This is a genomic window from Sphingomonas molluscorum (genome assembly GCF_039522995.1).
Classification (GTDB): Bacteria; Pseudomonadota; Alphaproteobacteria; order Sphingomonadales; family Sphingomonadaceae; genus Sphingomonas; species Sphingomonas molluscorum.
Window position 1 is genome coordinate 126847 of sequence record NZ_BAAAEL010000006.1, and the last position, 25014, is coordinate 151860.

The 25014-nt window shown below is 69.1% G+C and carries 13 protein-coding genes; 2 read left to right on the forward strand and 11 right to left on the reverse strand.

The genetic code is table 11. From position 1 onward, the window contains the following. The 4 genes from ABDZ92_RS08390 to ABDZ92_RS08405 are packed head-to-tail and all read right to left on the reverse strand — an operon-like array spanning position 1 to position 8898. The gene (locus tag ABDZ92_RS08390; protein ID WP_125959714.1) at positions 1-1425 is read right to left on the reverse strand and encodes a glycoside hydrolase family 125 protein; all 1425 of its coding nucleotides are present in this window, start codon (positions 1423-1425) and stop codon (positions 1-3) included. Next, complete coding sequence (locus ABDZ92_RS08395) at positions 1422-3989, reverse strand: glycoside hydrolase family 3 C-terminal domain-containing protein (RefSeq protein WP_125959713.1); 2568 nt, start codon at positions 3987-3989, stop codon at positions 1422-1424. Before ABDZ92_RS08395 ends, ABDZ92_RS08390 begins: the two co-directional genes overlap by 4 nt. Then, positions 3986-6574 carry a beta-mannosidase gene (locus tag ABDZ92_RS08400; protein WP_125959712.1) on the reverse strand — a complete coding sequence of 863 codons (2589 nt, stop codon included), beginning with the start codon at positions 6572-6574 and terminating at the stop codon, positions 3986-3988. Before ABDZ92_RS08400 ends, ABDZ92_RS08395 begins: the two co-directional genes overlap by 4 nt. Beyond that, the gene (locus ABDZ92_RS08405) at positions 6571-8898 is read right to left on the reverse strand and encodes a beta-N-acetylhexosaminidase (RefSeq protein WP_125959711.1); all 2328 of its coding nucleotides are present in this window, start codon (positions 8896-8898) and stop codon (positions 6571-6573) included. Before ABDZ92_RS08405 ends, ABDZ92_RS08400 begins: the two co-directional genes overlap by 4 nt. A 229-nt stretch (positions 8899-9127) precedes the next feature. Here ABDZ92_RS08405 and ABDZ92_RS08410 point away from each other — a divergent pair, with 229 nt between their 5' ends. Beyond that, positions 9128-9865, forward strand: a complete 738-nt coding sequence (locus ABDZ92_RS08410) for a GntR family transcriptional regulator (protein ID WP_125959710.1) — start codon at positions 9128-9130, stop codon at positions 9863-9865. Between the two features lie 58 nt (positions 9866-9923). Next, the gene (gene galA, locus ABDZ92_RS08415) at positions 9924-12824 is read left to right on the forward strand and encodes a beta-galactosidase GalA (RefSeq protein WP_125959709.1); all 2901 of its coding nucleotides are present in this window, start codon (positions 9924-9926) and stop codon (positions 12822-12824) included. Positions 12825-13060: 236 nt separating this feature from the next. Here galA and nagE read toward each other — a convergent pair whose 3' ends face one another. The 7 genes from nagE to ABDZ92_RS08450 all read right to left on the reverse strand — a co-directional run bounded on the left by nagE (position 13061) and on the right by ABDZ92_RS08450 (position 25013). Beyond that, positions 13061-14773 carry an N-acetylglucosamine-specific PTS transporter subunit IIBC gene (gene nagE, locus ABDZ92_RS08420; RefSeq protein ID WP_125959708.1) on the reverse strand — a complete coding sequence of 571 codons (1713 nt, stop codon included), beginning with the start codon at positions 14771-14773 and terminating at the stop codon, positions 13061-13063. Next, the gene (gene ptsP, locus ABDZ92_RS08425; protein ID WP_272695545.1) at positions 14770-17304 is read right to left on the reverse strand and encodes a phosphoenolpyruvate--protein phosphotransferase; all 2535 of its coding nucleotides are present in this window, start codon (positions 17302-17304) and stop codon (positions 14770-14772) included. The genes nagE and ptsP overlap by 4 nt, the downstream gene beginning before the upstream one ends. A gap of 40 nt (positions 17305-17344) precedes the next feature. Beyond that, positions 17345-18481: an N-acetylglucosamine-6-phosphate deacetylase gene (gene nagA / locus ABDZ92_RS08430; protein ID WP_125959707.1), complete on the reverse strand. Its 1137-nt coding sequence runs from the start codon at positions 18479-18481 to the stop codon at positions 17345-17347. Beyond that, the gene (locus ABDZ92_RS08435; RefSeq protein ID WP_125959706.1) at positions 18478-19527 is read right to left on the reverse strand and encodes an SIS domain-containing protein; all 1050 of its coding nucleotides are present in this window, start codon (positions 19525-19527) and stop codon (positions 18478-18480) included. The genes nagA and ABDZ92_RS08435 overlap by 4 nt, the downstream gene beginning before the upstream one ends. 40 nt (positions 19528-19567) lie before the next feature. Beyond that, a complete protein-coding gene (locus ABDZ92_RS08440) occupies positions 19568-20311 on the reverse strand; it encodes a copper homeostasis protein CutC (RefSeq protein ID WP_164521194.1) in 744 nt (247 codons plus the stop codon). Then, positions 20311-22632 carry a GH92 family glycosyl hydrolase gene (locus ABDZ92_RS08445; protein WP_125959705.1) on the reverse strand — a complete coding sequence of 774 codons (2322 nt, stop codon included), beginning with the start codon at positions 22630-22632 and terminating at the stop codon, positions 20311-20313. Before ABDZ92_RS08445 ends, ABDZ92_RS08440 begins: the two co-directional genes overlap by 1 nt. A gap of 71 nt (positions 22633-22703) precedes the next feature. Further along, positions 22704-25013 carry a S9 family peptidase gene (locus ABDZ92_RS08450; protein WP_125959704.1) on the reverse strand — a complete coding sequence of 770 codons (2310 nt, stop codon included), beginning with the start codon at positions 25011-25013 and terminating at the stop codon, positions 22704-22706. Position 25014: the final 1 nt, after the last annotated feature.

Below are 25014 nucleotides of genomic sequence, written 5' to 3' on the forward strand. Positions count from 1 at the left end.
TCAGAATGTCTCGGCAAGCAGCTTCGGGCGACGGTCGGCCAGGGTGACGAGCAGTTCGCCGAACAACCCGTTCGCCCAGGCGAACCAGTCACGGGTGAACTTCGTGGGATCGTCCTGGTCGAAGGCCTCGTGGATGAAGCCGGTGCCGCCATCGGTGTCGCGCAGCATCTTCAGGCAGCTGCGGATCGTCGCGTCATCCTGGGCGACGAACGCGCGCTGGATCAGCGACATCGGCCAGATCTGGCCCAGGCCGACGTGCGGTCCGCCGATCCCTTCTGCCGCGCGTCCACGCGACCAATAGGGGTTCGCGTCGCTCCACGCGGCGTCGGCGGTACGGCGGAACAGCGGATCGCTCGCCGGCATGCAGCCGAGATAGGCGAGGCTCGAGAGCGACGGCACATTGGCGTCGTCCATGAAGATCGCGTTGCCGAAACCGTCCACCTCGAACGCCCAGACCTCTCGCCCGTCGCGTAGCCGCATCTTGCCATATTCGTGGAGCGCCGCCTCGACCTCTGCTGCCAGGGCGACGGCATCCTGCGCCAGCGCGGTATCGCGCCGCGCCTCGTTCGCGACCACCGCCAGCTCGCGCAGCGCGGTCACCGCAAACCAGTTGGCCGGGATCAGGAAGGGATAGACGCAGGCGTCGTCCGATGGCCGGAAGCCGCAGTGGATCAGCCCCACCGACTTGGAGGGCGGCCCCCAGCCGTCGAGCATCATCGTCTCGGTCGTACGGTTGCTCACCCGCTGAAAGCGATAGGGGCCGCGATCGGTCTTGCGCTGCTGCTCGCGGAAGGTGCGGACGCTCGCACGCGCCGCTTCCGCCCATTGCGCGTCGAACGGCGTCGGGTCGCGGGTCGCCTGCCAATAACCGTGCGCCAGCCGCATCGCGTAGCACAGGGAGTCGATCTCCCACTTTCGCTCGGCGACGCCCGGCTTCATCTCGGTCTGGTCGGTCAGCGCCCAGCTGAGCTCGGTCTTGCCGTTCGGATCCTCCAGGAACGCGTTGGCGTAAGGGTCGATCAGGATGCAGCGCGCCTGGCGGTGGATCAGCCCCTGGAACAGCGTGCGCAGCTTGGGGTCCTGCTTCACCAGGTGCAGGTACGGCTTCACCTGCGCGGCGGAGTCCCGCAGCCAAAGCGCGTCGATGTCGCCGGTGATGACGAAGCTGTCGGGCTTGCCGTCGACGGTGCCCATCTTCACGGTGGTGTCGAGCGTGTTGGGATAGCAGTTGGCGAACATCCAGCGCAGCTTCGGATCGGCGATCTTGGCCGAAACCCGCGCGATCTCGCGCTCCACCGCCTTGCTGGTGAAGCGGCGCTCGGCAAGCGCCGGCCGCTTGCTGGCGAGCGTCGGTGCGGCGCGCGCGAAGGCGGGCGTGGCGGCGAGCGCGACGCCTGCGCCCAGGACGGTACGACGACCGATCATTTCGCAAGCTCCCGGGCGTCGCCCGTCAGGGTGAAGTCGGTCCAGGCGCCGACGCCGTCGCCCGGCTGGCCGCCGCCGACGTAGAGGCGATAGGCGCCCGGCTGGACGGTGCGCGTGCCGTCGCGCGCGACCGTGCTGAGGCTGCGCGGATCGATCTCGAAGCGCACCGTCTCGGTCTTGCCCGGCTTCAGCGACACGCGCCGGAAAGCGACCAGCTGGCGCTGGAGGACCGGCGTGGTGAGCCCGCTTCCCTTGCCCGCGGCTGGCGGCACCAGATAGGCCTGCACCACCTCGTCGCCGGCACGCTGGCCGTCGTTGCGCACGGCCACGCTGACGGACACATTGCCCGTCGTATCGCCTGCCTTCGCAACCGGCGTTCCATAGCCGAAGCGGGTGTAACTCAGGCCATGGCCGAAGCCCCACAGCGGCTGGCCCGTGAAGAAGCGATAGGTCCGCTCCTTCATGCCATAGTCGGTAAACGCCGGCAGGTCGCTGACCTGACGGTAGAAGGTGACGGGCAGGCGCCCCGACGGATTGTTGAGGCCCGCCAGCGTCTCGGCAATTGCGGTGCCGCCGGACTGGCCGGGGTACCACGCGGCCAGGATCGCATCGGCCATGTCCGGATCAACGGAGACCGCGCTGCCGCTGGTCAGCACCACCACGACCGGCTTGCCGGTTTCCCGCAGCGCTGCGAGCAGCTTCTGCTGCGCGAACGGAAGTGCGATGTCGGTGCGGTCACCGCCGACGAAGCCAGGCACGCTCACCTGCAGCGCCTCGCCCTCCAGGTCCGGCGACAGGCCGAGCACCGCGACCACGACGTCCGCGTCCTTGGCCGTGGCGACTGCCTCGGCGAGCAGCGGCTCGGCGGGCGGCATCCACATTAGGCGGATGCCCTCGTCCTCGCTCTGGTGGTCGAGCTCCAGGCGAATGTCGACGGCGCGCCCGTCGCTGGTGAACGGCACCTCGACGCGGCCTTTGGCGATCTCGCCCGCGGTTAGCGGCTTGCCGTCGACCCACAGCCGCACGGCATCATGCGACTTGCAGTATTTCCAGCAAGCCGGCGCGTCGATCGCGAGCCGGTACGTGCCCGGACCCGGCGGCACCAGCTGCCCGGTCCAGCGGACCGCAAAGCCCTCGGGCGAAAGCTGGGGCAGGGGCGCGGCACGGTTGTAGTCGAAGTCGATGCGACGATCCTGCCGTACCGCCACCGGCGTCCCGGTCACCGTGCGGCTCGCGAAATACTCGCCGCGCAAGCCCGGCTTGCCATCGGCACGCAGCGCGGTCTCCGGGACCACCACCGGCGCACCATCGGCCAGTACCGATCCCTGCGCATAGCGGACGTTGCTTGGCCCGAACTGCTTGCGAATGCCGTCGAGCGGGGTCACCGGCTCCCCGGCGGTGCCGTGATAGTTCGCCTGAAGCACGCCAAGGTCGTCGGCATTGGTGCCCACCACCGCGATGCGGCTGCCGGCCTTCAACGGCAGGCGATCGGCATCGTTCTTCAGCAGCACGATCGCCTTGCGTGCTGCTTCCAGCGCCAGCTTGCCATGCGCCGGCGCGCCCAGTGCCGACGACTTGATCTTCGACCAGCGGCTGTCCGCGCCGAACGCGATGCCCAATGCGCGACGAGCCTCCAGCGAGCGGATCAGGGCGGTGTCGACTTCCGCCTCCGTCACTAGGCCCTTGGCAACCGCCTCCGGCAGTGCGGAGAAGGTCGTGCCGCAGTTCAGGTCGGTGCCGCCCTTGATCGCCGCTGCCGAGGCCGATGCCGCGTCGAGGCGATAATGATGGAACAGGTGGATGTTCGCAGCCGCATCGCAATCGGTCACGGTGAAGCCGCGGAAGCCCCAGTCGTTGCGCAGCCGATCGATCATCAGCGACGGCAGCGCGCAGGCGGGCGTGCCCCCGATCGAGTTGTACGCGCACATCAGCGACTGCGCCTTGCCCTCGGTGATCGCCATGCGGAACGCCGGCAGGTAGGTCGACTCCAGGTCCTGCGGGCTCACGTCCACGTCGAAGCTGTCGCGTCCGGCCTCCGGTCCGCTGTGCACCGCGAAGTGCTTGGGCGTGCCGATTACCTTGGGGTGCGCGGCATCCGGTCCTTGCAGTCCCTGGATGAAGGCGGTGCCGAGCTTGCCCGTCAGATACGGGTCCTCGCCATAGGTCTCCTGGCCGCGGCCCCAGCGCGGATCGCGGAAAATGTTGATGTTGGGCGACCAGATCGTCAGCCCTTCATAGATGCGGCGGTCTGCGCTCGCCGGCTTGCGGTTGAAGCTCGCCCGCGCCTCGGTCGCCACAACGTCGCCTACGTCCTGCAGCAGCTCGATGTCCCAAGTGGCGGCCATGCCGATCGCCTGCGGGAACACGGTGGCGACGCCGTTGCGCGCCAGGCCGTGCAGCCCCTCGTTCCACCAGTCATAGGCGGGCAGCTCCGCCTTGGGATCGGCGGGTGCGCTGCTCTGGAGCTGCGCCGCCTTCTCCTCGATCGACATCTGCGACACCGTGGCCACGACCGGATCGGCAGGCGCCTCGACGCCGGCGAGAAGCAGGGGAAGAAAGATCATGGCTGGGTGCTCAGGGTCCGGAGGGTAAGGGCGCGCGCGAGCGCACGGGCGGAGGCTTCGGACGCCACCTCGATGGTCACGCTTTCACCGGGCAGCAGGTCGAAGCCGTCGTCGCTCGGCTGGGCGGCCACCGCGCCGAAGTCGAGCATCACCGCGCGGGCAAGGTTCTTGGCGGTGATCGTCACCCGCTTGTCCTCCCAGCGGGCAGTCAGGCCCGGCGCCGGATAGGCCACGTCCTTGGGCAGCATGCGCTCGAACACCTGTCGAGACGCGGTCTTGCCGTCGATCACCAGCTCGGCGACGGCATAGCTGGCGTTGGCCGCAGCGCTGCCGAACAGATCCGCGTCGGCGACGCTCGCGATGTCGGTGGCGGACAGCGGGGCGAGGGTGGTCGTGCCGCCCTTGTCGCCCAGCGGCCGGCCGGCCATGTCGAAGCTGCGCACCCGCCACTCCGCCGCGATCGGCTGGGTCGCGTCGGACACCAGCGCGATCCGCGTCTTGCCGCCGCGGTTCTCGGCGACGATCGCCTGGGGCGCAAAGAAGCGCCGCGCAGCATAGTTCAGCAGCTTCCACCGGCCGTGATAGTCGATGCTCGCCCAGGAGATCGAAGGCCAGGTGTCGTTCATCTGCCAGTAGAGCGAACCCATGTTCGTCGGGCGGCAGGCGCGATGGTGGCGGGCGGCCATGTCGATCGCCTGCGCCTGGTTGACCTGGGTCAGGTACACCGTGTCGGCAAAGTCCTTGGCCGGGCGCAGTCGCTGGTCGAGGTACATCTTCAGCCGCTCATTGCCTTCGCCGGCCAGGAACTTCTGGTGGCCCTTCAGCACCGGGCTGTCGAGCGCGAGCGGTCCGTTGCCGGCGAACTCGCGGATCGTCGCCATGTCCGGCATCGCCTGGAAGCCGTACTCGGACATGAAGCGCGTGCAGCTGTCGAGGTAGTTCTCGACCGGCTTGGAGCCCGACCACACGTCCCAGAAGTGGCGGTCGCCCGCCGCATCCGTGTCGACCGGGCCCTCATAGTTGGTGGAGGGCGATCCCGGCCAATAGGGCGTGCCCGGCGAGCGGGTGAGCACCGCGTCGCGCAGCACCTGGTTGAACAGCACGGCCATGCCCGCGCCGATCCGCTCCTGCTCGTCGGCTCCGATGCGCTTCTTGAACGCCTTGCGGTCGGACCAGTTCTCCCAGCCCGACAGCACCTCGTTGCCGCCCGACCAGGCGATGACCGACGGATGCGCCTGGAGGCGGGCGACCTGCTGCTCGGCCTCGACGCGCACGTTCTCGCGGAACTCGGCATCCGGCGGCGTCACGGCACCGCCGAACATGAAGTCCTGCCAGATCATGATGCCCATCTCGTCCGCCATCGCGTAGAAGGCGTCGTCGAGATAATAGCCGCCGCCCCAGATGCGCAGCATGTTCATGTTGGCGTCGACCGCGCCCTGCAGGATGTGCCGCATCTGCGCGGCCGGCACCCGGCTGGGGAAGTTGTCGAACGGGATGACGTTCGCGCCCTTGGCAAAGATCGGGATGCCGTTGACCTGAAAACCAAACCCGCCGTCCTTGGTCAGCAGTTCCACCGTCCGCAGGCCAATCCGCCGCTCGGTCCGATCGGTTTCAGAGCCGCCTTCGACCAGCGCCGCCTGCACGCGATAGAGCGGCTGCGCGCCATAGCCGACCGGCTGCCAGCGCTGCGGATTGGCGATGGTCAGCGGCACCGTAATGCGGTTCTCGCCGGCCGCGACCTGCACCTTCCGCTCCACACCCTGCGTCTGCCCGTTGGCACCGACGACGTTGGTGCGCAGCGTCACGCTGCCGGCGGTATCCGCCACCAGTGTATAGCGCGCCGTCAGCTGTGCCTCGGCATCGTTGATGGCTTCCTGGTCGACCTGAAGCGTCTCGATGCGCACATCGTCCCAGGCCTCCAGACGCACGGGACGCCACACGCCGATGTTGATGATCCGGGGACCCCAGTCCCAGCTGTAGTGATACTTGGGCTTGCGGATGTAGGGCGAGCTCTGCTTGCCCTTGGGCTCGTCTCCGAACGCGGAGTCATACTCACCGGGAAGCGAATTCGCCTCCTTCAGCACCATCGGCTGCAGCGTGCGCACCGGCGAGGCGATCGACACCAACAGCTCGTTGCGCCCGAGCTTCAGTGCGGGCTTGGCATCCACCCGCCACTGGCGATGGGCGTTGGCCGTCGTGAGCAGCTGCTGTCCATTCACCGACACCGTCGCAAAGGTATCGAGCCCGTCGAATGCCAGCTCCAGATGATCACGCTGAAGCATCTCGGCCGTGACGTCGATGGTCCGGCGGAACTGCCAGTTGGTGAGCCCCGCCCACTGGATCTTGGCTTCGTTCAGCCCCTGGAACGGGTCCGGCACGCGCTTGGCAGCGATCAGGTCCTGCTGGACGCTGCCGGGCACCTGCGAACGGAACCACTTGGCCTCGCGCGGATGCTGGCCGGCGGCAGTCTCATCCGCGGGATCGATACGGACCTGCCACGCACCATCCAGGGAAACGCTGGTGCGCGGCGCGCTCCAGGCCGGCAGTGCGGCGAACAACAGGGGCAGGGCGAACCAACGCTTCATCGTGCGGTCTCCGTCAGCGTCGCCCGTTCGACGGCATAAAGGGGATCGGAAATCGGGGAGGTGAATTGGAAGCAGAGGTCGCGATCGCCCTCCAGCTTGGGGAGCGCGCCCGTGACGCGGAAGCGCGCGGGCGAGGTCGCGGGGTCGGGCAGCGGAAAGGTGCCGAGCGGCATCGGCTTGGCCGCCTTGTCGTCGCCGCTCCCCGGACAGCCCGCCGTCACAATCAGCTCGCCGTGCGGGGTGACGTTATAGTGGCGGCGGACCTTGCCCGTGTCATGCGCCAGGCCGAAGTTCCGCGGCAGCCGCGCGACTTCGATCGTGAAGCCGCTTGCGACATCGACCGGCGCCGCCGGATAGACGCTGCACGTGTCGAAGACGTTGACGTTATAGACTGGGCCATTGGCGGTCGCATCGGCGGTGAGCGGCAGCCGCAGCCACAGCGCGCCGCTGGGACAGCCGGTCAGTTCGGAGGAGGTCCGCGTGAGCAGTGCCGCGCGGCTGGTGTCGAAGCTGCGCGCCGACGCCGTCGCGTTGCCAGCGGCGTCGAAGCCCGCGGCGCGGATGGTGACGCCCGGCGTCAGGCTCAGCGGTGCCTTGTAGACCTTCGACCGCCCGGTCGGCGCCTTGCCGTCGAGCGTGTAGCGGATCGTCCCGTGCGGCGCCTGGGTGCTCAGCGCGACCGTCGCCTTGTTCGCCCGCAGCGCATCGCCGCGGCTGCCCTGCACCTTGAAGTCGACGGCGAAGGCGCTGTCCGCCACCTCCAGGCCCGAACGCTTCCAGCGCTCGACCTGCGGTCCGACGCGCTCCAGGAAGCCACCGAAGTCGCGCTTGTCCTTGGGCGACCAGTTGATCTCGGCCAGCGCCGCCGCACGCGGGAACATGGCATGCTGCACCTGATAGGGCGTCACCAGATACTCGCTCCAGGCATTCGCCTGGGCGCCCAGCACATGCTTCGCCTTGTCGGCGGCGATGCCGGCCGGCATCGGATCATAGCGATAGACGCTTTCGAGCGACTGGATGACGAGGCGGCCGGGCGGCTCGTCCCCGCGGTCGCTCTGCAGGCTGTCGAGATAGAGGGTGGGCGCCGGCGACAGCACCACGTCATGGCCGAGGTTCGCGGCCTCGATCGCGCCCTTCTCGCCGCGCCACGACATCACCGAGGCCGAGGCCGGCACGCCGCCCTCCAGGATCTCGTCCCAGCCGATCAGCCGCCGGCCCTTGCTTGCCAGATAGGTGCCGAACTGCTCGATCAGCCAGCTCTGCAACTGGTTCTCGCTCTTCAGGCCCAGCGCCTTGATCTGCGCCTGCACCTCGGGGGAACGCTCCCACTGGTCCTTGACCGCCTCGTCCCCGCCCAGGTGAATGTAGGTGCCCGGGAACACCGCCATCAGCTCGTCCAGCACGTTCTTCACGAACTCGACGCCCTTGGGGCCGGGGTTCAGCAGATAGGGGTTGATGCCCCAGTCCGGCGATACCTCGGGCCGGTCGCCCAGCACGCCGAGCTCGGGATAGGCCGCGACCAGTGCCTGCGCATGGCCCGGCAGGTCGACTTCCGGCACGATGGTGATGCCGCGCTCCGCCGCATAGGCGACCAGCTGCTTCAGCTCGTCCTGGGTATAGAAGCCGCCGACCTTCGCCCCCGCCGCCCCGCCCGAGGAAGGCGGGGTGCGCCAGGCGCCGACCTCGGTCAGCTTGGGATAGCGCTTCACCTCGAAGCGCCATCCCTGGTCGTCCGTCAGGTGGAGGTGCAGCGTGTTGAGCTTCACCGACACCATCTGGTCGACGATGGTGCGGATGGCATCCAGCGTGATGAAGTGCCGCGTGGTGTCGATCATCAAGCCGCGCCAGGCAAAGCGGGGCGCGTCCTCGATCGTGACGGCATCGACCTTCACCGGCTTGCCGAACGCGCGATCGGGGCTCAGCAGCTGCGCGAGCGTCATCGCGCCATAGAGAAGGCCGCGGTCACCCGACGCAGCGATGCGGATGCCGCTGGCGCCCACCGTCAGTCGATACGCCTCTTCTCCCGCGATCGCCGCGTCGCGCACCAGCGCAATTGGAGCCTCGCCGCTCGTCTGCGAAAGTGCCAGGCCGCGTTCGGTGCGGACATGGGCGATCAGCATCCGCGCCGCGGCCTCGGCTGCGGTGTCGCCGGATGGCGTCGCGATCGCAGCGCCATCACGAACGGTGAAGCTGGCGCTGCCGGGAACGACCGAAGCCGGTAGGGGTACCAGCGGCAGCGGACCCGCCAGGGCCGGCGTGGCCGTGCCGAGAAGCAGAAGTACGGTGAGCACCTGCCGCCCGGATCGAGCGAAACCTGCTGCCATTGTATTCTCCCCCGTTAGATCGGACGTTCCGCGCCCTGGTCTTGTAACTGTGTAACCAATATAAGTCCTACGGCGCAACAGTGCTGTTCCAGCACAGCAGGATGCCGTCGATGCGGGGGACCCGTGCCGGCAATACCATTGCAGGACCGGGCCGGTTGCTCCCCGCTTCCGCTTACGATAGCTCTTCGCCGGCGCGGCGCGAACGGGTGCCGCTGGGGGGAGTGTAAGAATGGCCTTTTCGGATCAGGTGGGACGGTTTCGGGACGACAATCCGTCGCCGCTGTACCTGCAACTTCAACAATTGATCCGGGACGGCATCAGCAAGCAACTGCTCGCCCAGGGCGATGCGATCCCGCCGGAGCGCGACCTCGCGACCGAATACAGCGTTTCCCGCATCACCGTCCGCAAGGCGATCGAGGGGCTGGTCGAAGAAGGGCTGCTCACGCGCCGGCGCGGCGCCGGCACCTTCGTCGCCGGTCGCGTGGAAAAGAGCTTCTCCAAGCTTTCGTCCTTTTCCGAAGACATGGCCGCGCGCGGCCGCACCGCCAGCAGCAGCTGGATCTCGCGCGCCGCCGGCATCGTCAATCCAGAGGAGGCGATGGCGCTCGGCCTCTCGCCCGGCGCGCCGGTCCTGCGCTTCAACCGCCTGCGCTTCGCAGACGAGGTGCCGATGGCGTTGGAATATTCCACTATCGCGGGATACTGCCTGCCCTCGGTCGAGGCGGTGGGCGACTCCCTGTATGCGGCGCTGGACGCCGCCGGCAACCGGCCCGTGCGCGCGCTTCAGCGGCTGCGTGCCGTCCCCTTCGGCGCGGAGCAGGCGCGGATGCTGGAGGTCGACGCCGGTGCGCCAGGGCTGCTCATCGAGCGCCACGGCTTCCTGCGCGACGGTCGCGCGGCGGAATTCACCCGTTCCTACTATCGCGGCGACGCCTATGATTTCGTGGCGGAGCTAAGCGACCTTTGAGGGTCGTCCGCCGTTCGTGACCCGTGCGGCCCTCGCGCCGCCACCCGGAGGATTTTGCATGCACCGACGCCAGCTTCTGGCGGGGGGCGCAGGGCTCGGTGCCCTGATCGCCACTCATCCGCAGCGCGCCTTGGCGGCGCCCGCCAAGCGGCTCGGCCACGACGGCTTCCCGATGCCGCAGCCCGCCCGCACGCTGCCGCAGCCGCTGCTGGTGCAGGATCCGTCACGCACCTTGCTCGAACGCGGCTGGCGCTTTCAGGAGGGCGATGTGGTCCCGCCGATGCCGGACACCCACAACGCCACCTACCTGAGCGTGAAGGCCGGCAACGCGCTCGGCGCCGCCGGCATGACCTTCGACGATTCCGATTGGAAGGCGGTGCGGCTGCCGCACGACTGGGCGGCTGCCCAGCCGTTCCTGGAGACCACCAACGTGTCGCAGGGCTACCGCCCGCGCGGCATCGCCTGGTACCGCCGCACGCTACAGCTCGACCCCGCCGACCGCGGCAAGACCATCGAGCTGCACTTCGACGGCATCGCCACCAACGCCACCATCTGGGTCAACGGCAGCACGGTCGCGCACAACTGGTCGGGCTACAACAGCGTTCACATCGACCTGACGCCCTTCGCCCGCTTCGGCGACGAGACCAACGTCATCGCGATCCGCGTCGATGCGAACGCGATGGAAGGTTGGTGGTACGAGGGTGCGGGCCTCTATCGCCACGCCTGGCTGGTGCGCCGCGCACCGGTCGCGATCGTCACCGACGGCGTCCGCTGCGATCCGCGCAAGGGAGAGGACGGCCGCTGGCAGGTGCCCGTCACCGCCACCCTCGCCAACACCGGGCGCGATCCGGCGATCGTCACCGTCGAGGCGCTGCTGCTCGACCCGGACGGCAACACCGTCGCCAGCGGCCGCACCGACGCAAGCGTGCCGGTGCTCCAGCGAGCCGAAGCCATGCTGAAGCTCCACGCGGGCAACCCCCAACTTTGGTCGGTCGAGACGCCGACGCTCTACACCGTCGTCACGCGCGTGCTGCGCGACGGTGCTCCGGTGGACGAGCGCCGCACGCCGGTGGGCTTTCGCACCATCCGCTTCGATGCCGACCGCGGCTTCTTCCTCAACGACCAGCCGGTCAAGCTGAAGGGCGTCTGCCTGCACCAGGACCATGCCGGCGTCGGCGTGGCCGTGCCCGATGCGCTGATCGCCTGGCGCCTCGAACGGCTGAAGGCGATGGGCTGCAACGCCATCCGCTGCACCCACAATGCTCCCAACGCCGAGCTGCTCGACCTGTGCGACCGCATGGGCTTCCTCGTCATGGACGAAAACCGGCACTTCAACCCGGCGCCCGACTATATGGAGCAGCTCGAGTGGCTGGTGCGGCGGGACCGCAACCATCCGAGCGTGATCCTGTGGTCGGTCTTCAACGAGGAACCGATGCAGGGCACGGAAGCGGGCGTGGAAATGGTGCGCCGCATGGCCGCGACCGTCCATCGCCTCGACGGCGCCCGGCCCGTGACCGCCGCGATGAACGGCTCCTTCTACGATCCGATCAACGTCTCGACCGTCGTCGATGTGATGGGCTTCAACTATTACCAGGCGGACTATGACCGCTTCCACCAGCTGAACCCCACCAAGCCCATCACCAGCTCCGAAGACACCAGCGCGTTCGAGACGCGCGGCGCGTATGAAAGCATTCCCGCCGGCCACGTCATCACCTCCTATGACAAGGAGGCTGCGAGCTGGGGAGGGACCCACCGCGATACCTGGCGGGAGATCGCCAAGCGCCCGTTCGTGGCAGGCGGGTTCGTCTGGACCGGCTTCGACTATCATGGCGAGCCGACGCCCTATGACTGGCCGACCATCGCCAGCTTCTTCGGCATCCTCGATCTGTGCGGCTTTCCGAAGACCGCGTTCGATATCCACCGCGCCCACTGGATCGACGGCGAGGCCGTGGTCGGCATCGCGCCTCACTGGACCTGGCCGGGCAGGGAGGGCCAGACCATTCCCGTCTTCGTCAGCAGCAACGCCGAGACATTGCTCTTGCGCCTGAACGGCCGCGACCTGGGCGTGCAGAAGGTGGACCGCATCATGGGCAACGAATGGCAGGTCCCGTACCAGCCCGGCCGGATCGAGGCGCTGGCGATGCGCGGCGGCAAGGTGGTGGCGACCGCCGTCCACGAGACCGCCGGCGCACCCGTCGCCCTGCGGCTCACGCCCGCGCGCACGGTCATGGCGGGGGATGGCGAGGATGTGCAGCCGATCACCGTCGATGCGATCGATGCGCGTGGCCGCCACGTGCCGACCGTCAACCAAATGGCGCAGTTCACCGTGGAGGGTGCCGAGATCATCGGTGTCGGCAACGGCGATCCGAACAGCCACGAGCCGGAGCAGGGCGACCGCCGCTCGCTGTTCAACGGCCTCGCGCAGCTGATCGTACGCGCAGCGCCGGGGAAGGGCAGCGTCACCCTTCGCGCCACCGCGGACGGGCTCAAGCCGGCGCGCCTGACGATCAGCCGGCTCGCAACCCGGGCCCCGCCGCAAGTGCCGGTCACCCCGCCGACGATGACGATCGGCGAGTGGCGGCGCTCGCCGGCCATGGCCGAGCGACCCGACCCGTCGATCGCACCGCCGGACGGCGACAACAACAGCTGGGCGTTCGTGCGCAGCGGGACGCCCACGCGACCTGAGGCGAGCGCCGGCTGGCGCGTCTATCGCGCCGCCTTCCGCCCGTGGAAGCGGGTGGGGGCACAGGGCGGCACGATCCGCTTCGACAGCATCGGCGGCACCGCCGAGCTCTGGCTCGACGGCCAGAAGCTCGCGGCCAAGGCAAGTGCCGCGCCCGGCCCGCTGGTGGCGGACATCCCCGCCGGCACCGGCCCACGCCGCGTCGCCCTGCTGGTCTCCGCTCCCGCGAACACCCCCTCGGGTATCCTGGGCAAGGTTACGGTCACCACCCGCTAAGCGACGATCGCGCGCTTCCCTTCCACGTGCCCCGGCGGAGGCCGGGGCCCAGTTGGGATAGCCTCAGCGATCCACGCAGGACGCGCACAAGCGCAGTTACAGCTGGTGCGTCTGAAACCCCTGGGCTCCTGCCTTCGCAGGAGCACGGAGGGGGCGGATCGGCACCCGATCTTCGACGGCTACAAAAGGGGCGGCCCCGTGATCGCGGCGCCGCCCCTTAGACGGTTCGTCGAACCTCAGCGCGCGAGCAGCACGTCCAGCTTGCCCGGCGCAACCACCAGGTGCGCGACGCCTTCCGCCGGCAGCGCGACCGCGCGCACGCCAAGCGCTGCCAGCGCCGCCTGCTCCGCGCCGCCGCTCTCGGCCAGCTCCACGCGGATACGGTTGCCGTGCACACTGACCGCGCAGACGTTCTCCGCGCCGCCCAGCGCGGCGACCAGCGCCGGCGCCAGCCGCGCGTCGCCGGCCTCGGCGACTGCCGCCTCGGTGGGCGCAAGCGCGATCGGCATCGCCAGCGCGTCGCGGATCTCGACCGCGACAACGTCCGCGATCGGCCCAAGCACCACCTGCACCGCCTTATCGGACGGCCGGATCACACCGCGCGCGCCCAGCGCCTTCAGCGTAGGCTCGTCCACCTTCGCCTGATCCACGACGATCAGCCGCAGCCGCGTGGTGCAGGCGCCGACCTCGCGGAGATTGGCGGCACCGCCCAGCGCCTCCGCAAAGGCGGCACCCCGTCCGCCTGCGGCGACCGGCGCTACCGCCGTGGCGCCCGGCACCTCCGGCTCCCGGCCCGGCGTCTTCAGGTCGAACCGGCGGATCACGAAGCTGAAGATGCCATAGTAGAGCGCGGAATAGACGAGCCCCACCGGGATCAGCATCAGCGGCCGGGTCGATTTGCCGTAGTTCAGCGCATAGTCGAAGAACCCCGCCGAAAAGCCGAAGCCCAGCTTCACGCCCAGCACGTCCATCAGCGCCATCGACAGGCCGGTCAGCACCGCGTGCACCGCATAGAGCACGGGTGCCAGGAACATGAAGCTGAACTCGATCGGTTCGGTCACGCCGGTCAGCATCGAGGTGAGCGCCAGGCTGAACAACATGCCGCCCACGGCCTTGCGCCGCTCCGGCAGCGCCGTGCGGTACATGGCGAGGCACGCCGCCGGCAGGCCGAACATCATGACCGGGAAGAAGCCAGCCATGAAGCTGCCCGCGGTGGGATCCCCTGCAAAGAAGCGCCGCAGGTCGCCGTTGGCGCCGTTGAAATCGCCCTGCACGAACCAGAAGACGTTGTTCAGGATGTGGTGCAGGCCGGTGACCAGCAGCAACCGGTTGAACAGGCCAAAGAGGAACAGGCCGACACCACCCGCATTGGCGATGCCATGGCCCATGGCGTCGATGCCGCTGCTCAGCGCCTGGAAGCTCGTGCCGACGATCACCGCCAGCGCGAGGCCAGCGACGCCGCTCACGATCGGCACGAAACGCCGACCGCCGAAGAAGGCGAGATACTCAGGCAGCTTGATGCCCGAAAACCGATTGTAAAAGATCCCGCCGACGAGGCCGGAGAGAATCCCGATCGGCACGTCGAGCCGCGCGATCGCCTTCGCCTTCCAGGCCGCGCTCGCGATCTCCGCGGTGGCCGCGTCCATGCCCTGGGTCGCGTCGCCCGGCACGATCAGCAGCACCTTGGCCGCCTCGGTCGCCACCAGGAAGCAGACGATGCCAGCAAGGCACGCCGCGCCATTGCCGTCCCGGGCATAGCCGGTGGCGACCCCGATCGCGAACAGCAGGCCCAGGTGCGAGAACAGCGCATCGCCGGCCGCGCTCAGGAACGCGATGTCGAGCAGGTCGGGCTGCCCCAAGCGGAGCAGCAGCCCCGCCACCGGCAGCACCGCGATCGGCAGCATCAGCGCGCGGCCGAGCGGCTGCAGCGCTTCCAGGATCGACTTCATGCGCGGAACTCCCGGGCGAGGATGCGGACTTCGGCCGCCGATCCGCACTGGAGCGCGGCGGCGGCATGGGCGCGGCAGGCGTCCATGGACAGGCTGGCGACCAGCGCCTTGATCTCGGGCACCAGCGCCGCGGTGGCGGACAGTTCGGTGACGCCCAACCCTACCAGGATCGGCACGGCGAGCAGGTCGGAGGCAAGGCCGCCGCATACGCCCGTCCAGCGGTCATGGCGTGCGGCCCCGCGGCAGGTCTCGGCGATCATGCGCAGCACGGCAGGATGTAGGCCGTCGATCGCGCCTGCGACCGCCGGGTTCCCGCGATCCATCGCCAGCGCGTATTGGGTAAGGTCGTTGGTGCCGACCGACAGGAAATCCGCCTCCCGCGCGAGCAGGTCGGCGGTGACCGCGGCGGCCGGAGTTTCGATCATCACGCCGACGCTGACCGGTTCGGCGATGCCCAGTTCGGCGCGCACCCGGTCGACAACCTCGCGCACCCGGCGCAGCTCGTCGATAGACGCGATCATCGGCACCATGATCCGGCACTGGCCGATCGGCTGCACGCGCAGGATCGCGCGGATCTGGTCTTCCAGCAGCTGCGGATGGGCAAAGCCGACGCGGATGCCGCGCAGGCCCAGCGCCGGGTTCTCCTCTGCCGGGATCGGCAGATAGGGCGCAGGCTTGTCGCCGCCGATGTCGAGCAATCGCACGATCAGCGAGCGGCCACCCAGCGCGTCGGCGATCGCCTGATATTCTGCCGTCTGCTCGGCGAGCGAGGGCGCGGTCTCGCGCTCGAGGAACAGGAATTCGGTCCGCAGCAGGCCACAGCCCTCGGCACCGTTCGCGACCGCTACTTCGGCGTCGGCGCGCGAGCCAAGATTGGCGAACACCTCGATGCGCTCACCGCCCGCCATGTGGCAGGGTGCGGCGGCGTTCGCCTGCGCCTCCAGGCGGCGCGCACGCCGCTCGGCCACCAGCGCGTGCGCCTTCGCCAGCGTTTCAGCGTCCGGTCCGATCTGGAGCGAGGCCGCATCGGCGTCCAGGATCAGCATCGATCCCTCCGCAATTTCGTGCAGCGCCGGGCCCATCGCGACCAGCGCAGGCAATCCCATGCTCGCCGCCAGGATGGCGACGTGGGAGGTCGGGCCGCCCTTCTCGACGCAGAAGCCGACAACATTCGCCGGGTCGAGCGCCATCAGCTGGGACGGCAGCAGATCCTCGGCCAGCAGGATCGTGTCGGGCGGGAAGGCGATCGGCGCGTCCTCGACGCCCACCAGCAGCGAAACGATGCGCCGCTCCAGGTCGCGCATGTCGTCCGCGCGCTCCGCCAGATGGGCATCGCCCGTGGCGCGCAGCGCTTCCGCCTGCGGCCGGATCGCCGTGCGCCATGCCTGGCCGGCGCTGGCGCCCGCCGCGATCGCAGCGGCTGCGGCCTCGCGGAGGCCCTCGTCCTCCAGCATGGCGCGGTGCGCGGCCAGGATAGACCGTCGTGCGCCGGAGGCGGTGGCCGTCTCGCCCTCCAGCCGCCGCCCGAGCGTGCGCAGCGCCTGGTCGAGCCGTGCCTGCTCCTCCTCGGCGCCGACGCCCGCGGGATCGATCTCGATCTCGGCGAGGTGGAGCGTGCGGGCATGGCCGATCGCAAGGCCCGGCGAAGCCGTTACGCCTGCCAGCCTGCCGTCGCTGGAGATGACCGACGCCGGGGCAGGGGCCACCGCCGGCTGCGGCGCCGCCGGTGCCTGCTGCGGGTCCGCGGCCTCGCCCATGCCGCTTGCGATCAGCGTCGCGATCGCATCCACCGCCGTTTCCGCGTCGGCGCCGTGCGCTTCGATCCGGACGAGGTCGCCTAGTCGTGCGCCGAGGGTCAGCAGCGCGACGGGGCTGCGCGCATTGGCACTACGCTCGCCCTTGATCATCGAGATTTCTGCGGAGAAGCGGACGGCCGTCTCGCGGATGCGGGCTGCCGGCCGTGCATGGATGCCATGTGCCAGCGGCAGCTGCAGTTCGCGCGCCACCACCTCACCCTCATAGGGAGCCGGCGCTTCTGAGGCGGAGGCTTGCTGCGGGACAAGCGCGAAGATCGGATCCCCGACCGCGACCGGCCCCTCTGCCTCCCCGAGCGGGGACACGGCGTATCGATCACTGTCGAGCAGCAGCACCGGCGTGATCACCGATGGCGCCCCCTGGACCAGCAGGTCCAGGTCGAAGCGGATCAGCGGGTCTCCACGGCGCACGCGGTCGCCGGCGGCAACGAGCGGCGTGAAGCCGCGGCCCTCGAGGGCGACCGTATCGACGCCGACATGGATCAGCACCTCGGCGCCTTCGGCCGCCGCGATGGTCACGGCATGGCCGGTCGGCTGCAAGGCGCGGATGGTCCCGTCACAAGGAGCGTGCACCGTGTCGCCGGTGGGATCGATTCCCACGCCCGCGCCCAGCATGCCCTGCGCAAACACGGGATCCGGTATTTCCGCCAGCGCGCAGCGCCAGCCCTGCATCGGCGCGTGAAGGACGATGGAGCCCCCGGCCTGTTCGTCGATCATCTCGGTCGGCGTGGTCGTGCTCAGGGCGTCCTCCAAGGGGTCAGGCGATGGGTGCGCCGGCGATCCAGGTGCCTGCCGGCTGCAGGTCGTGGGTGAGGCAGACCCAGTCCGCGCGCAGCCCGGGCGCGAGCGCGCCGCGATCGTGCGAGAGGCCCAGGAACGCCGCAGGGGCGGTGGCGGACATGACCGCGGCTTCTTCCGGGGTCACCCCGACACGGTTCACGACGTGGCGGAACGCCCCGGCCATGTCCAGCGCGGAGCCGGCCAGCGTCCCGTCCGCGCCCAGGCAGCAGCCGTTCTCGACGCGGATGGTCTGGCCGTGCAGCACGAAGCTGTCGACGTTCGCGCCGACGCACGACATCGCATCGGTCACCAGCAGGAAGCGGTCGCGCGGGTGCGCGCGCATGGCGATGCGCAGGGCCGCATCATGGACGTGGAAGCCGTCCGCGATGATGCCGCAATAGACGTTCTGATCGTCCAGCGCCGCACCGACGACGCCGGGCTCGCGGTGCTTGAGCGGCGACATCGCATTGTAGAGGTGGGTGACACCGGTCATGCCGGCGGCGAATGCCGCGGCGACCGTGTCGTGGTCGGCGTCGCTATGGCCGACGCTCAGGATCACGCCCGCTGCGGCCAGGCGGCGGATGTCCTCGTGCGACACCATCTCTGGTGCCAGCGTCAGCAGCACCTTGCCCAAGCGGGGGCGGGTGAGCAGTTCGATCAGCGCGTCGTCCAGCCGCCGGAACTTCTCCGGGTCGTGGATGCCCTTGCGGGCGGCGTTGATGATCGGGCCTTCGATGTGGACGCCCACGCACCCCGGCACGCCCGCCGCGATCGCTTCCTCGGTTGCGTCCAGGGCGCGGGCGATCGCCTCCGGCACGTCGCTGATCAGCGTCGGCAGGAAGCCCGTGGTGCCGAACGGCGCATGGCCGCGGCCGATCGCATCGATACCCTCGACGGTGGGCGCGTCGTTGAACAGCACACCGCCGCCGCCATTCACCTGCACGTCGATGAAACCCGGCACGATCCAGCCGCCCGCCAGGTCGATCTCGCGCTCCGCCGCCGGCGCCGTCGCGTCGATTGCGGCAATCCTTCCCCCCGCCAGGGTGAAGGTCGCGCCATCGAGGGTGCCGGCCGCCGTCACGACGCGGCCGTTGGCGAAGCGGATCGTGCTCATCGCGTTTCCGTAACCTTGCGCAGGTGCTGCGGGCGATCCGGGTCGAAGCCGCGGGCCACCGCCAGCGCGTTCGTCATCAGGTAGAAACTCTGCACCATCAGGATCGGCTCCACCGCGGGATGGCCTGCGATCGCGGGAAGCGTTGCCGCTTCTCCGGCCTGGGCATCGGCCAGGCAGACGCGCGCGTCCCGGCCGGCGAACTCGACGGCTGCCTCACGCACGCTGTCGCCCGCGGCGTCCGAGGTGGCAAAGCCCAGCACCGGAAAGTCCTTGCCGACGATCGCCATGGGCCCGTGCCGCACCTCGGCGGCGCTGAACGCTTCGGCATGAAGGCCGCAGGTTTCCTTGAACTTGAGCGCCGCTTCCTGGGCGATGCCCAGGCTGTAACCGCGGCCGATCACGAACAGGTTCCGCGCGTCCACCAGCGCGTCCTTGGCCGCACTCCAGTTGAGGTCCCGCGCCCGCTCCAAGCCGGCGGGCAGCGCCGCCAGCGCCGCGCCCAGCGCCGCGTCCTGGCTCCAAGCCGCGACGATCGCGGCGAGCCCCGCGAGCGAGGCGATATAGGATTTGGTCGCCGCGACCGACGTCTCGGGTCCGGCCTTGAGGCCGATCAGCGTGTCGGCCAGGCCTGCAAGCGGTGAGCCTTCGTCGTTGACCAGTGCCACCACGTGCGCGCCCGCCGCCTTCTGCGCCCGCACCGTCTCCAGCAGGTCGGGGCTGCGCCCGCTCTGCGAGATGGCGATGCACAGGAAATCGCCCGGCGCAACCGGCGCGGTGAAGATGCTCGCCACGGATGGCGCGGCCGAGGATACGGGCACCCCCACCAGCGTCTCGATCAGATACTTGCCATAGGTGGCAGCATGGTCGGACGATCCGCGCGCGCACGTCACCACCACCCTGGGCGGGTTCGCGCGCAAGGTCTCGCCCAGCGCCGCCAATGTCGATGCATTGTCGGTCAGCAGGCGGCGGACCGCATCCGCGGCTTCGCGCGCTTCGCTTGCCATCAGGGTGGCGCGCGCGTCCACCATCGTTGCCCCTTGTTCCATGCCGCGGACGATAAGTTACAGATTGGTACTGTTCAAGGTCCTATTGTAGCGGAGAGACAATCTCCTTGAGACGGCGCACCCGCTCCGGGTCGGTCCGCAGCCGTCGCCCCGTCTGGAACCCGAAGCGGCGCTCGATCTCTCCGGCATCCTTGCCCGGGCTCCGACAGGAGGCGTGGAGTTCCCGGACCCCGGTCGCCAGGATCGCAGGCGCGCACGCCGCATCGATCCCGCTGCCCGGCAGGATGCCGATGCGCCCGTCCGCCCGGCGATGAAGTTCGGCCAGCATCGGCAACGCGTCGACGGCGCGCGGCTCGCCCCCCGAGGTGAGGATGCGATCGAACCCGAGTTCGACCGCTGCTTCCAGGGCGGCGGGAAGGTCCGGGCACAGGTCGAAGGCGCGATGCAGCGTCAGCGAAAGCCGCTGGCCACGTGCTTCCCCGGCCGCGCGTGCGTGCGCCACCAGCTCGACGAGCAAGGGGATGTCGAGCCGCCGGTCCGGCGCGCTTGCGCCGATCACCACGCCCGCCAGGCCCGCCTGCGCTGCAAGACTGATGTCCTCCGCGATCAGCGCCGCTTCCGCCGCGGTGTAGCAGAAGTCGCCGTCGCGCGGGCGGGCCAGCAGGTGCACGGGGATGGGTGCCTCCGCCGCCAGCCGGACCAGCGAGGCGGGCGGGGTCAGCCCCCCGACCGACAACGCCGCACACAGCTCGATGCGATCGGCTCCGCCCGCGACGGCGGCCTCGATGCCCGCGGGTTCGTCGATGCAGACCTCCAGCATGCCCATCAGCGCTTCGCCGTGCTCATCGAGTAGGGCCGGGCGCTTGCCGCCTTGCCCCAGCTGCGGTTCGGCGTCGCCTGCATCACGAAGCGGAGCTCGCCGCCGGCCATGATCTCGTCGTGGCGCAGATAGGTACGCGGCAGCGGCTTCCCGTTCAGCAGCACGTTGCCGACGTAGAGGTTGGCATTGCTCAGCCCCTTCGTGACGACGGTGAAGCGCTTGCCGTTCGGCAGGTTGAGCGCGGCGCGGTCCACGAACGGCCGCCCGATCACATATTCCAGGCTGCCGGGCGTCACGGGATAGAAGCCGAGCCCGGTGAACATCAGCCATGCCGACATCTGCCCCAGGTCGTCGTTGCCCGACAGGCCGTCCGGCGTCGGCTTGTACTGGCTGTCGACGATCTGCTTCAGCCGCGCCTGCGTCCGCCACGGCTGGCCGGCATGGGCGTAGAGATAGGCGACGTGGTGGCTCGGCTCATTGCCATGGATGTACTGGCCGATCAGCCCGGCAATGTCCTCGGCATGGCTGTAGTCGAGCTTGGAATTGTCATACTCGAACATCGCATCGAGCTTGGCGACGGTCTTGGAGTCGCCGCCCAGGGCGCGGAACAGCGCCGCCTGGTCCTGCGGTACGAACCAGCTGTATTGCCAGGCATTGCCCTCGGTGTAGTCGGACCCATAGTTGATCGCAGTCGGATCAAACGGCGTGCGGAACGCGCCGTTGCTCTTGCGCGCGCGGACGAAGCCGGTCTTCGGGTCGAAGCTGTTCCGCCAGTTGCCGGCGCGCGCATAGAAGCGCTTGGCGACATCGGTCCGGCCCAGTTTCTCGGCCATGCGCGCGATGGTCCAGTCGTCGTACGCATATTCGACGGTCTTGGACGCCGCCTCCGGCTCCCGGTCGATCGCGACATAGCCGAGCTTCTGATAGTCGCCCAGGCCGCCATAGGGCGCATAGGTCGCGCTCGCGACCATCGCGTCCAGCGCCTCGTTCGCATCGAAGCCGCCGATACTCTTCATGTAGGCATCGGCGATCACCGGCACCGCGTGATAGCCGATCATCGTCCAGGTTTCGCGCCCGTGGAACTGCCACACCGGCAGGATGCCGTCGGGGCTCACCTTCCGGCTGGCGATCAACGAGCGGACCATGTCGCTGTTCGCCTGCTCCGGCGCGACCAGCGTCAGCAGGGGATGCTCGGCCCGAAACGTGTCCCACAGCGAAAAGGTCGACCGGAAGGTGAAGCCCTCCGCCTTGTGCACCGCGTTGTCCGGCCCGCGATAGCGGCCGTCGACGTCACCCGCGACCGAAGGAGCGATCAGCGTGTGGTAGAGTGCGGTGTAGAGGTTGCGGCGCATCGGGGCAGGGGCCTCGATCTCGACCGCGGATAGCGCCTTTTCCCAGGCGCCACGCGTGGCACTGCGCACCGCATCGAACCCGCCGCTCTCGCTGTCGAGGTTGGCGATCGCGCCGGCCTCGTCCACCGAAGAGATCGCGACCTTCACCTCCAGCGGTGCATCCAGGTTGCCAAAGTCGAGCCGCCCAACCAGCGCCTGGCCGCTCCGCTCCGCCAGCGCGTCGCTTCCGCCGCCCGGCGCCTGGAAGCCCTTGTACTTCACGTTCTTCTCGGTGCTGACAAAGGCATGGCTCTTCACCGGTGCCGAGAAGCGCATCGCGAAGTAGAGCTGTCGTCCGGCCGCCCAGCCGCGGGTCGTGCGCGATCCGGTGACGGTCCCGTCCGGCCGCATCCGCAGCGACGACCACAGGATCTTGCCGGGATAGTTGTAGAGCGAGCTGCGCAGGTCGAGCAGCAGGTGCGCCGCCTTGTCCTTGCCAAAGCTATAGCGGTGGACCCCCACGCGCGTACCCGCCGTCATCTCCGCCCGTACGCCGGGGTCAGTCAGCGTCACCGCATAATAGCCGGGCTGCGCCACCTCGTCCGCGTGGCTGAAGCGCGAGCGATAGCCCGAGCCCGGCTGCTTGGGATCGCCCGGCTCCAGCGGCACCGTATCGCCTGCGGCCGGCATCACCAGGAAATCGCCCAGATCCGAATGGCCGGCGCCCGAGAAGTGCGTGTGCGAGAAGCCCTGGATCGTCGGATCGTCGTAGCGGTAGCCCGCGGCATGGCCGTAGCACTCGCGGATCTCGCAACCCGTGTCGGTGTCCGGGCTCAGCTGCACCATCCCGAACGGCGCCACCGCGCCGGGGAAGGTGTGCCCTTCGCCCCCCGTGCCGATCCGGGGATCGACGTCGTCATAGCCGTTGGCGAGCAGGATGGGCATTGCCAGCGCAAGCGCGGCAACAGAGGCGAAGCGGGTGCGGAGCCTGTTCATGACGCGAGTGTAACCAGTACCAAGCCGGACGGAAGAGCCCGCGACGAAGATTCCACAATTCGTTTGCCGTATTACTCGGCGCGCAGGCTCGCGTTCCAGTTCGGCGTCTGCTCATGGCGTAGCTTCCGCACGAAGAAGTCGAACTGGCGGCGCTGGACATAGTCGATCGGGCCGGTCGAACGGCCGACGCTATGCTCCTCGTTCGGCACGACCAGCAGCTCGAAGTCCTTGCCCGCGCGGATCAGCGCGTCGGCGACCTGCATCGTCGAGGCGGGATCGACATTGCTGTCCTGCTCGCCGACGATCATCAGCAGCTCGCCCTGGAGCTTGCCGGCATGATCCACACCGGAGGCTGCCGCGTAGCTGTCGTCCACCGGCCAGCCGAGCCACTGTTCGTTCCAGCTGATCTTGTCCATGCGGTTGTCGTAGCAGCCGGCATAGGCGACCCCCGCCTTGTAGAAGTCCGGGTGGAACAGCAGCGCGTTGAGCGTGCTCTGGCCCCCGGCCGAGGCGCCGTAGATGCCGACGCGGCTGATGTCGTAGGAAGGATCCTTCGCCGCCAGCGCCTTGTGCCACAGGATGCGATCGGGAAAGCCGGAGTCCGCCAGGTTCTTCCAGGCGATGTCATGGAACGCCTTCGACCGGTTGGCGGTGCCCATGCCGTCGATCTGCACGACGATGAAGCCCAGGTCGGCCTGCGCCTGCATGCCGATCACCTTGTCGCCGCCGGAGTGATAGCCGAACGGCCAAAACGCCTTGGGCACGAAGCTGTCGTGCGGTCCGGCGTAGATGTTCTCGATCACCGGGTAGCGCTTGGCCGGGTCATAGTCGCGCGGGCGCACGATCAGGCCCCAGATGTCGGTCTTGCCGTCGCGACCCTTTGCGACGAACGGCTCGGGCGGGCGGAAGCCGGCTGCAAGCAGCCGGCTGATGTCGCCGCGCTCCAGCGTCGCGATCAGCCGCCCGTCGCGGGCGTCGTGCAGTTCCGAGATCGTCGGCAGGTCAACCCGCGAATAGGTGTCGACGTAGCGCGTCATGTCGGGGGAGAAGCGCACCTCGTGCGTCGCGTCCGCGCTGGTCAGCGCCACCAGGTTGCGACCGTCGAAGTCCACGCGGAAATAGTGCTTGTAGTACGGGTCCTTGCCCGGGCGCATGCCGCTTGCCGCGAACCAGATCTGGCGCTTGTCGTCATCGACATGGACCACCTCGCGCACCACCCAGTTGCCGCGGGTGACCTGGTTCTTCACCCGCCCGGTGCGGCCGTCGATGAGGTAGAGGTGGTTCCAGCCATCGCGTTCCGACGTCCACAGGATCTCGCGTCCGAGCCCGCCAACGTCATGGCTGAACCGGCGATCCCAGTAGAAGAAGGTCTTGGTGTCTTCCGTCACCGCCGCATGGGCCGCGCCGGTCTCGGCATCGACCGCAATCACGCGTGCCTGCTGGTGGCCGCGGCGCAGATACTCGAACGCAAAGCTGCGCCCGTCCTTGCGCCATTCGACGTCGGAGAGCTGATAGGGGTTGGGGAACAGCGTGTCGGCGACCTCGATCCGCCGCCGGGCCGCGACGTCGAACAGCACCGGCCGCTCCTGGTCCACCGCGTCGCCGGGCTTGGGGTAGAGCTGTGTCCGCACCTGCGGCTGGAGTGAGTCCGGCGGCGCTGCCGCCACGCGCGTGACCTGCCGCTGGTACCCCGGCCGCACCCGATAGGCGACGAGCCGCCGCGAGTCCGGTGACCAGCGGATCGTTTCGGGATCGTAGAAGTCGCCCGGCGTCCCGTCCGTGCTGAGCGCCACCGCATTGCTGCCGTCGGCGCTGCGCACCACGACGTTATCGTCCACCACCAGTGCCTCATACCGCCCGTCCGGCGAGCGGCGCGGATGGTTGTCGGCCGGCACGCTCAGGTCGCGCACCACGCCGAAGCCGCGCGGCCGACCGCGATCCTCCGATTCCTGCTTTCCGCAGCGGTAGGTGGCCAGGTCGCACTGCCAGGGCTCATAGCCGATGGCGAAGCGGATCGTCGCTTCCTCGCCAAAGGCGAGGCTCTCGAAGGGCAGGCGCAGCGGATCGACCTTGCTGCCCATCGCCTGCCCGAGCGCGGCCGCCAGCCGCGCCGCATCGAACGACGGCGTTTTGGCAAGCGTCTGCGCGTCCACGGTCACGAACGCGAAGCCGCCCTCCACCGTCTTGCGATAGGCGAAGCGGCTCCCGTCCTGGCTCCAGGAGGCTTCCCCCGCCACATCGCGGGTTAGGAACATCCAATCCTGGCGCAGGTCGATCGAGCGTTCGAACGCCGCGCGATCGGGTGCCCCTGCCAGCGCTGGGACAGGCAGCGAAACGAGCGCGGCAAGGGCAGCGCCGGCGAGCAGCTTGGAAAGGGTCATG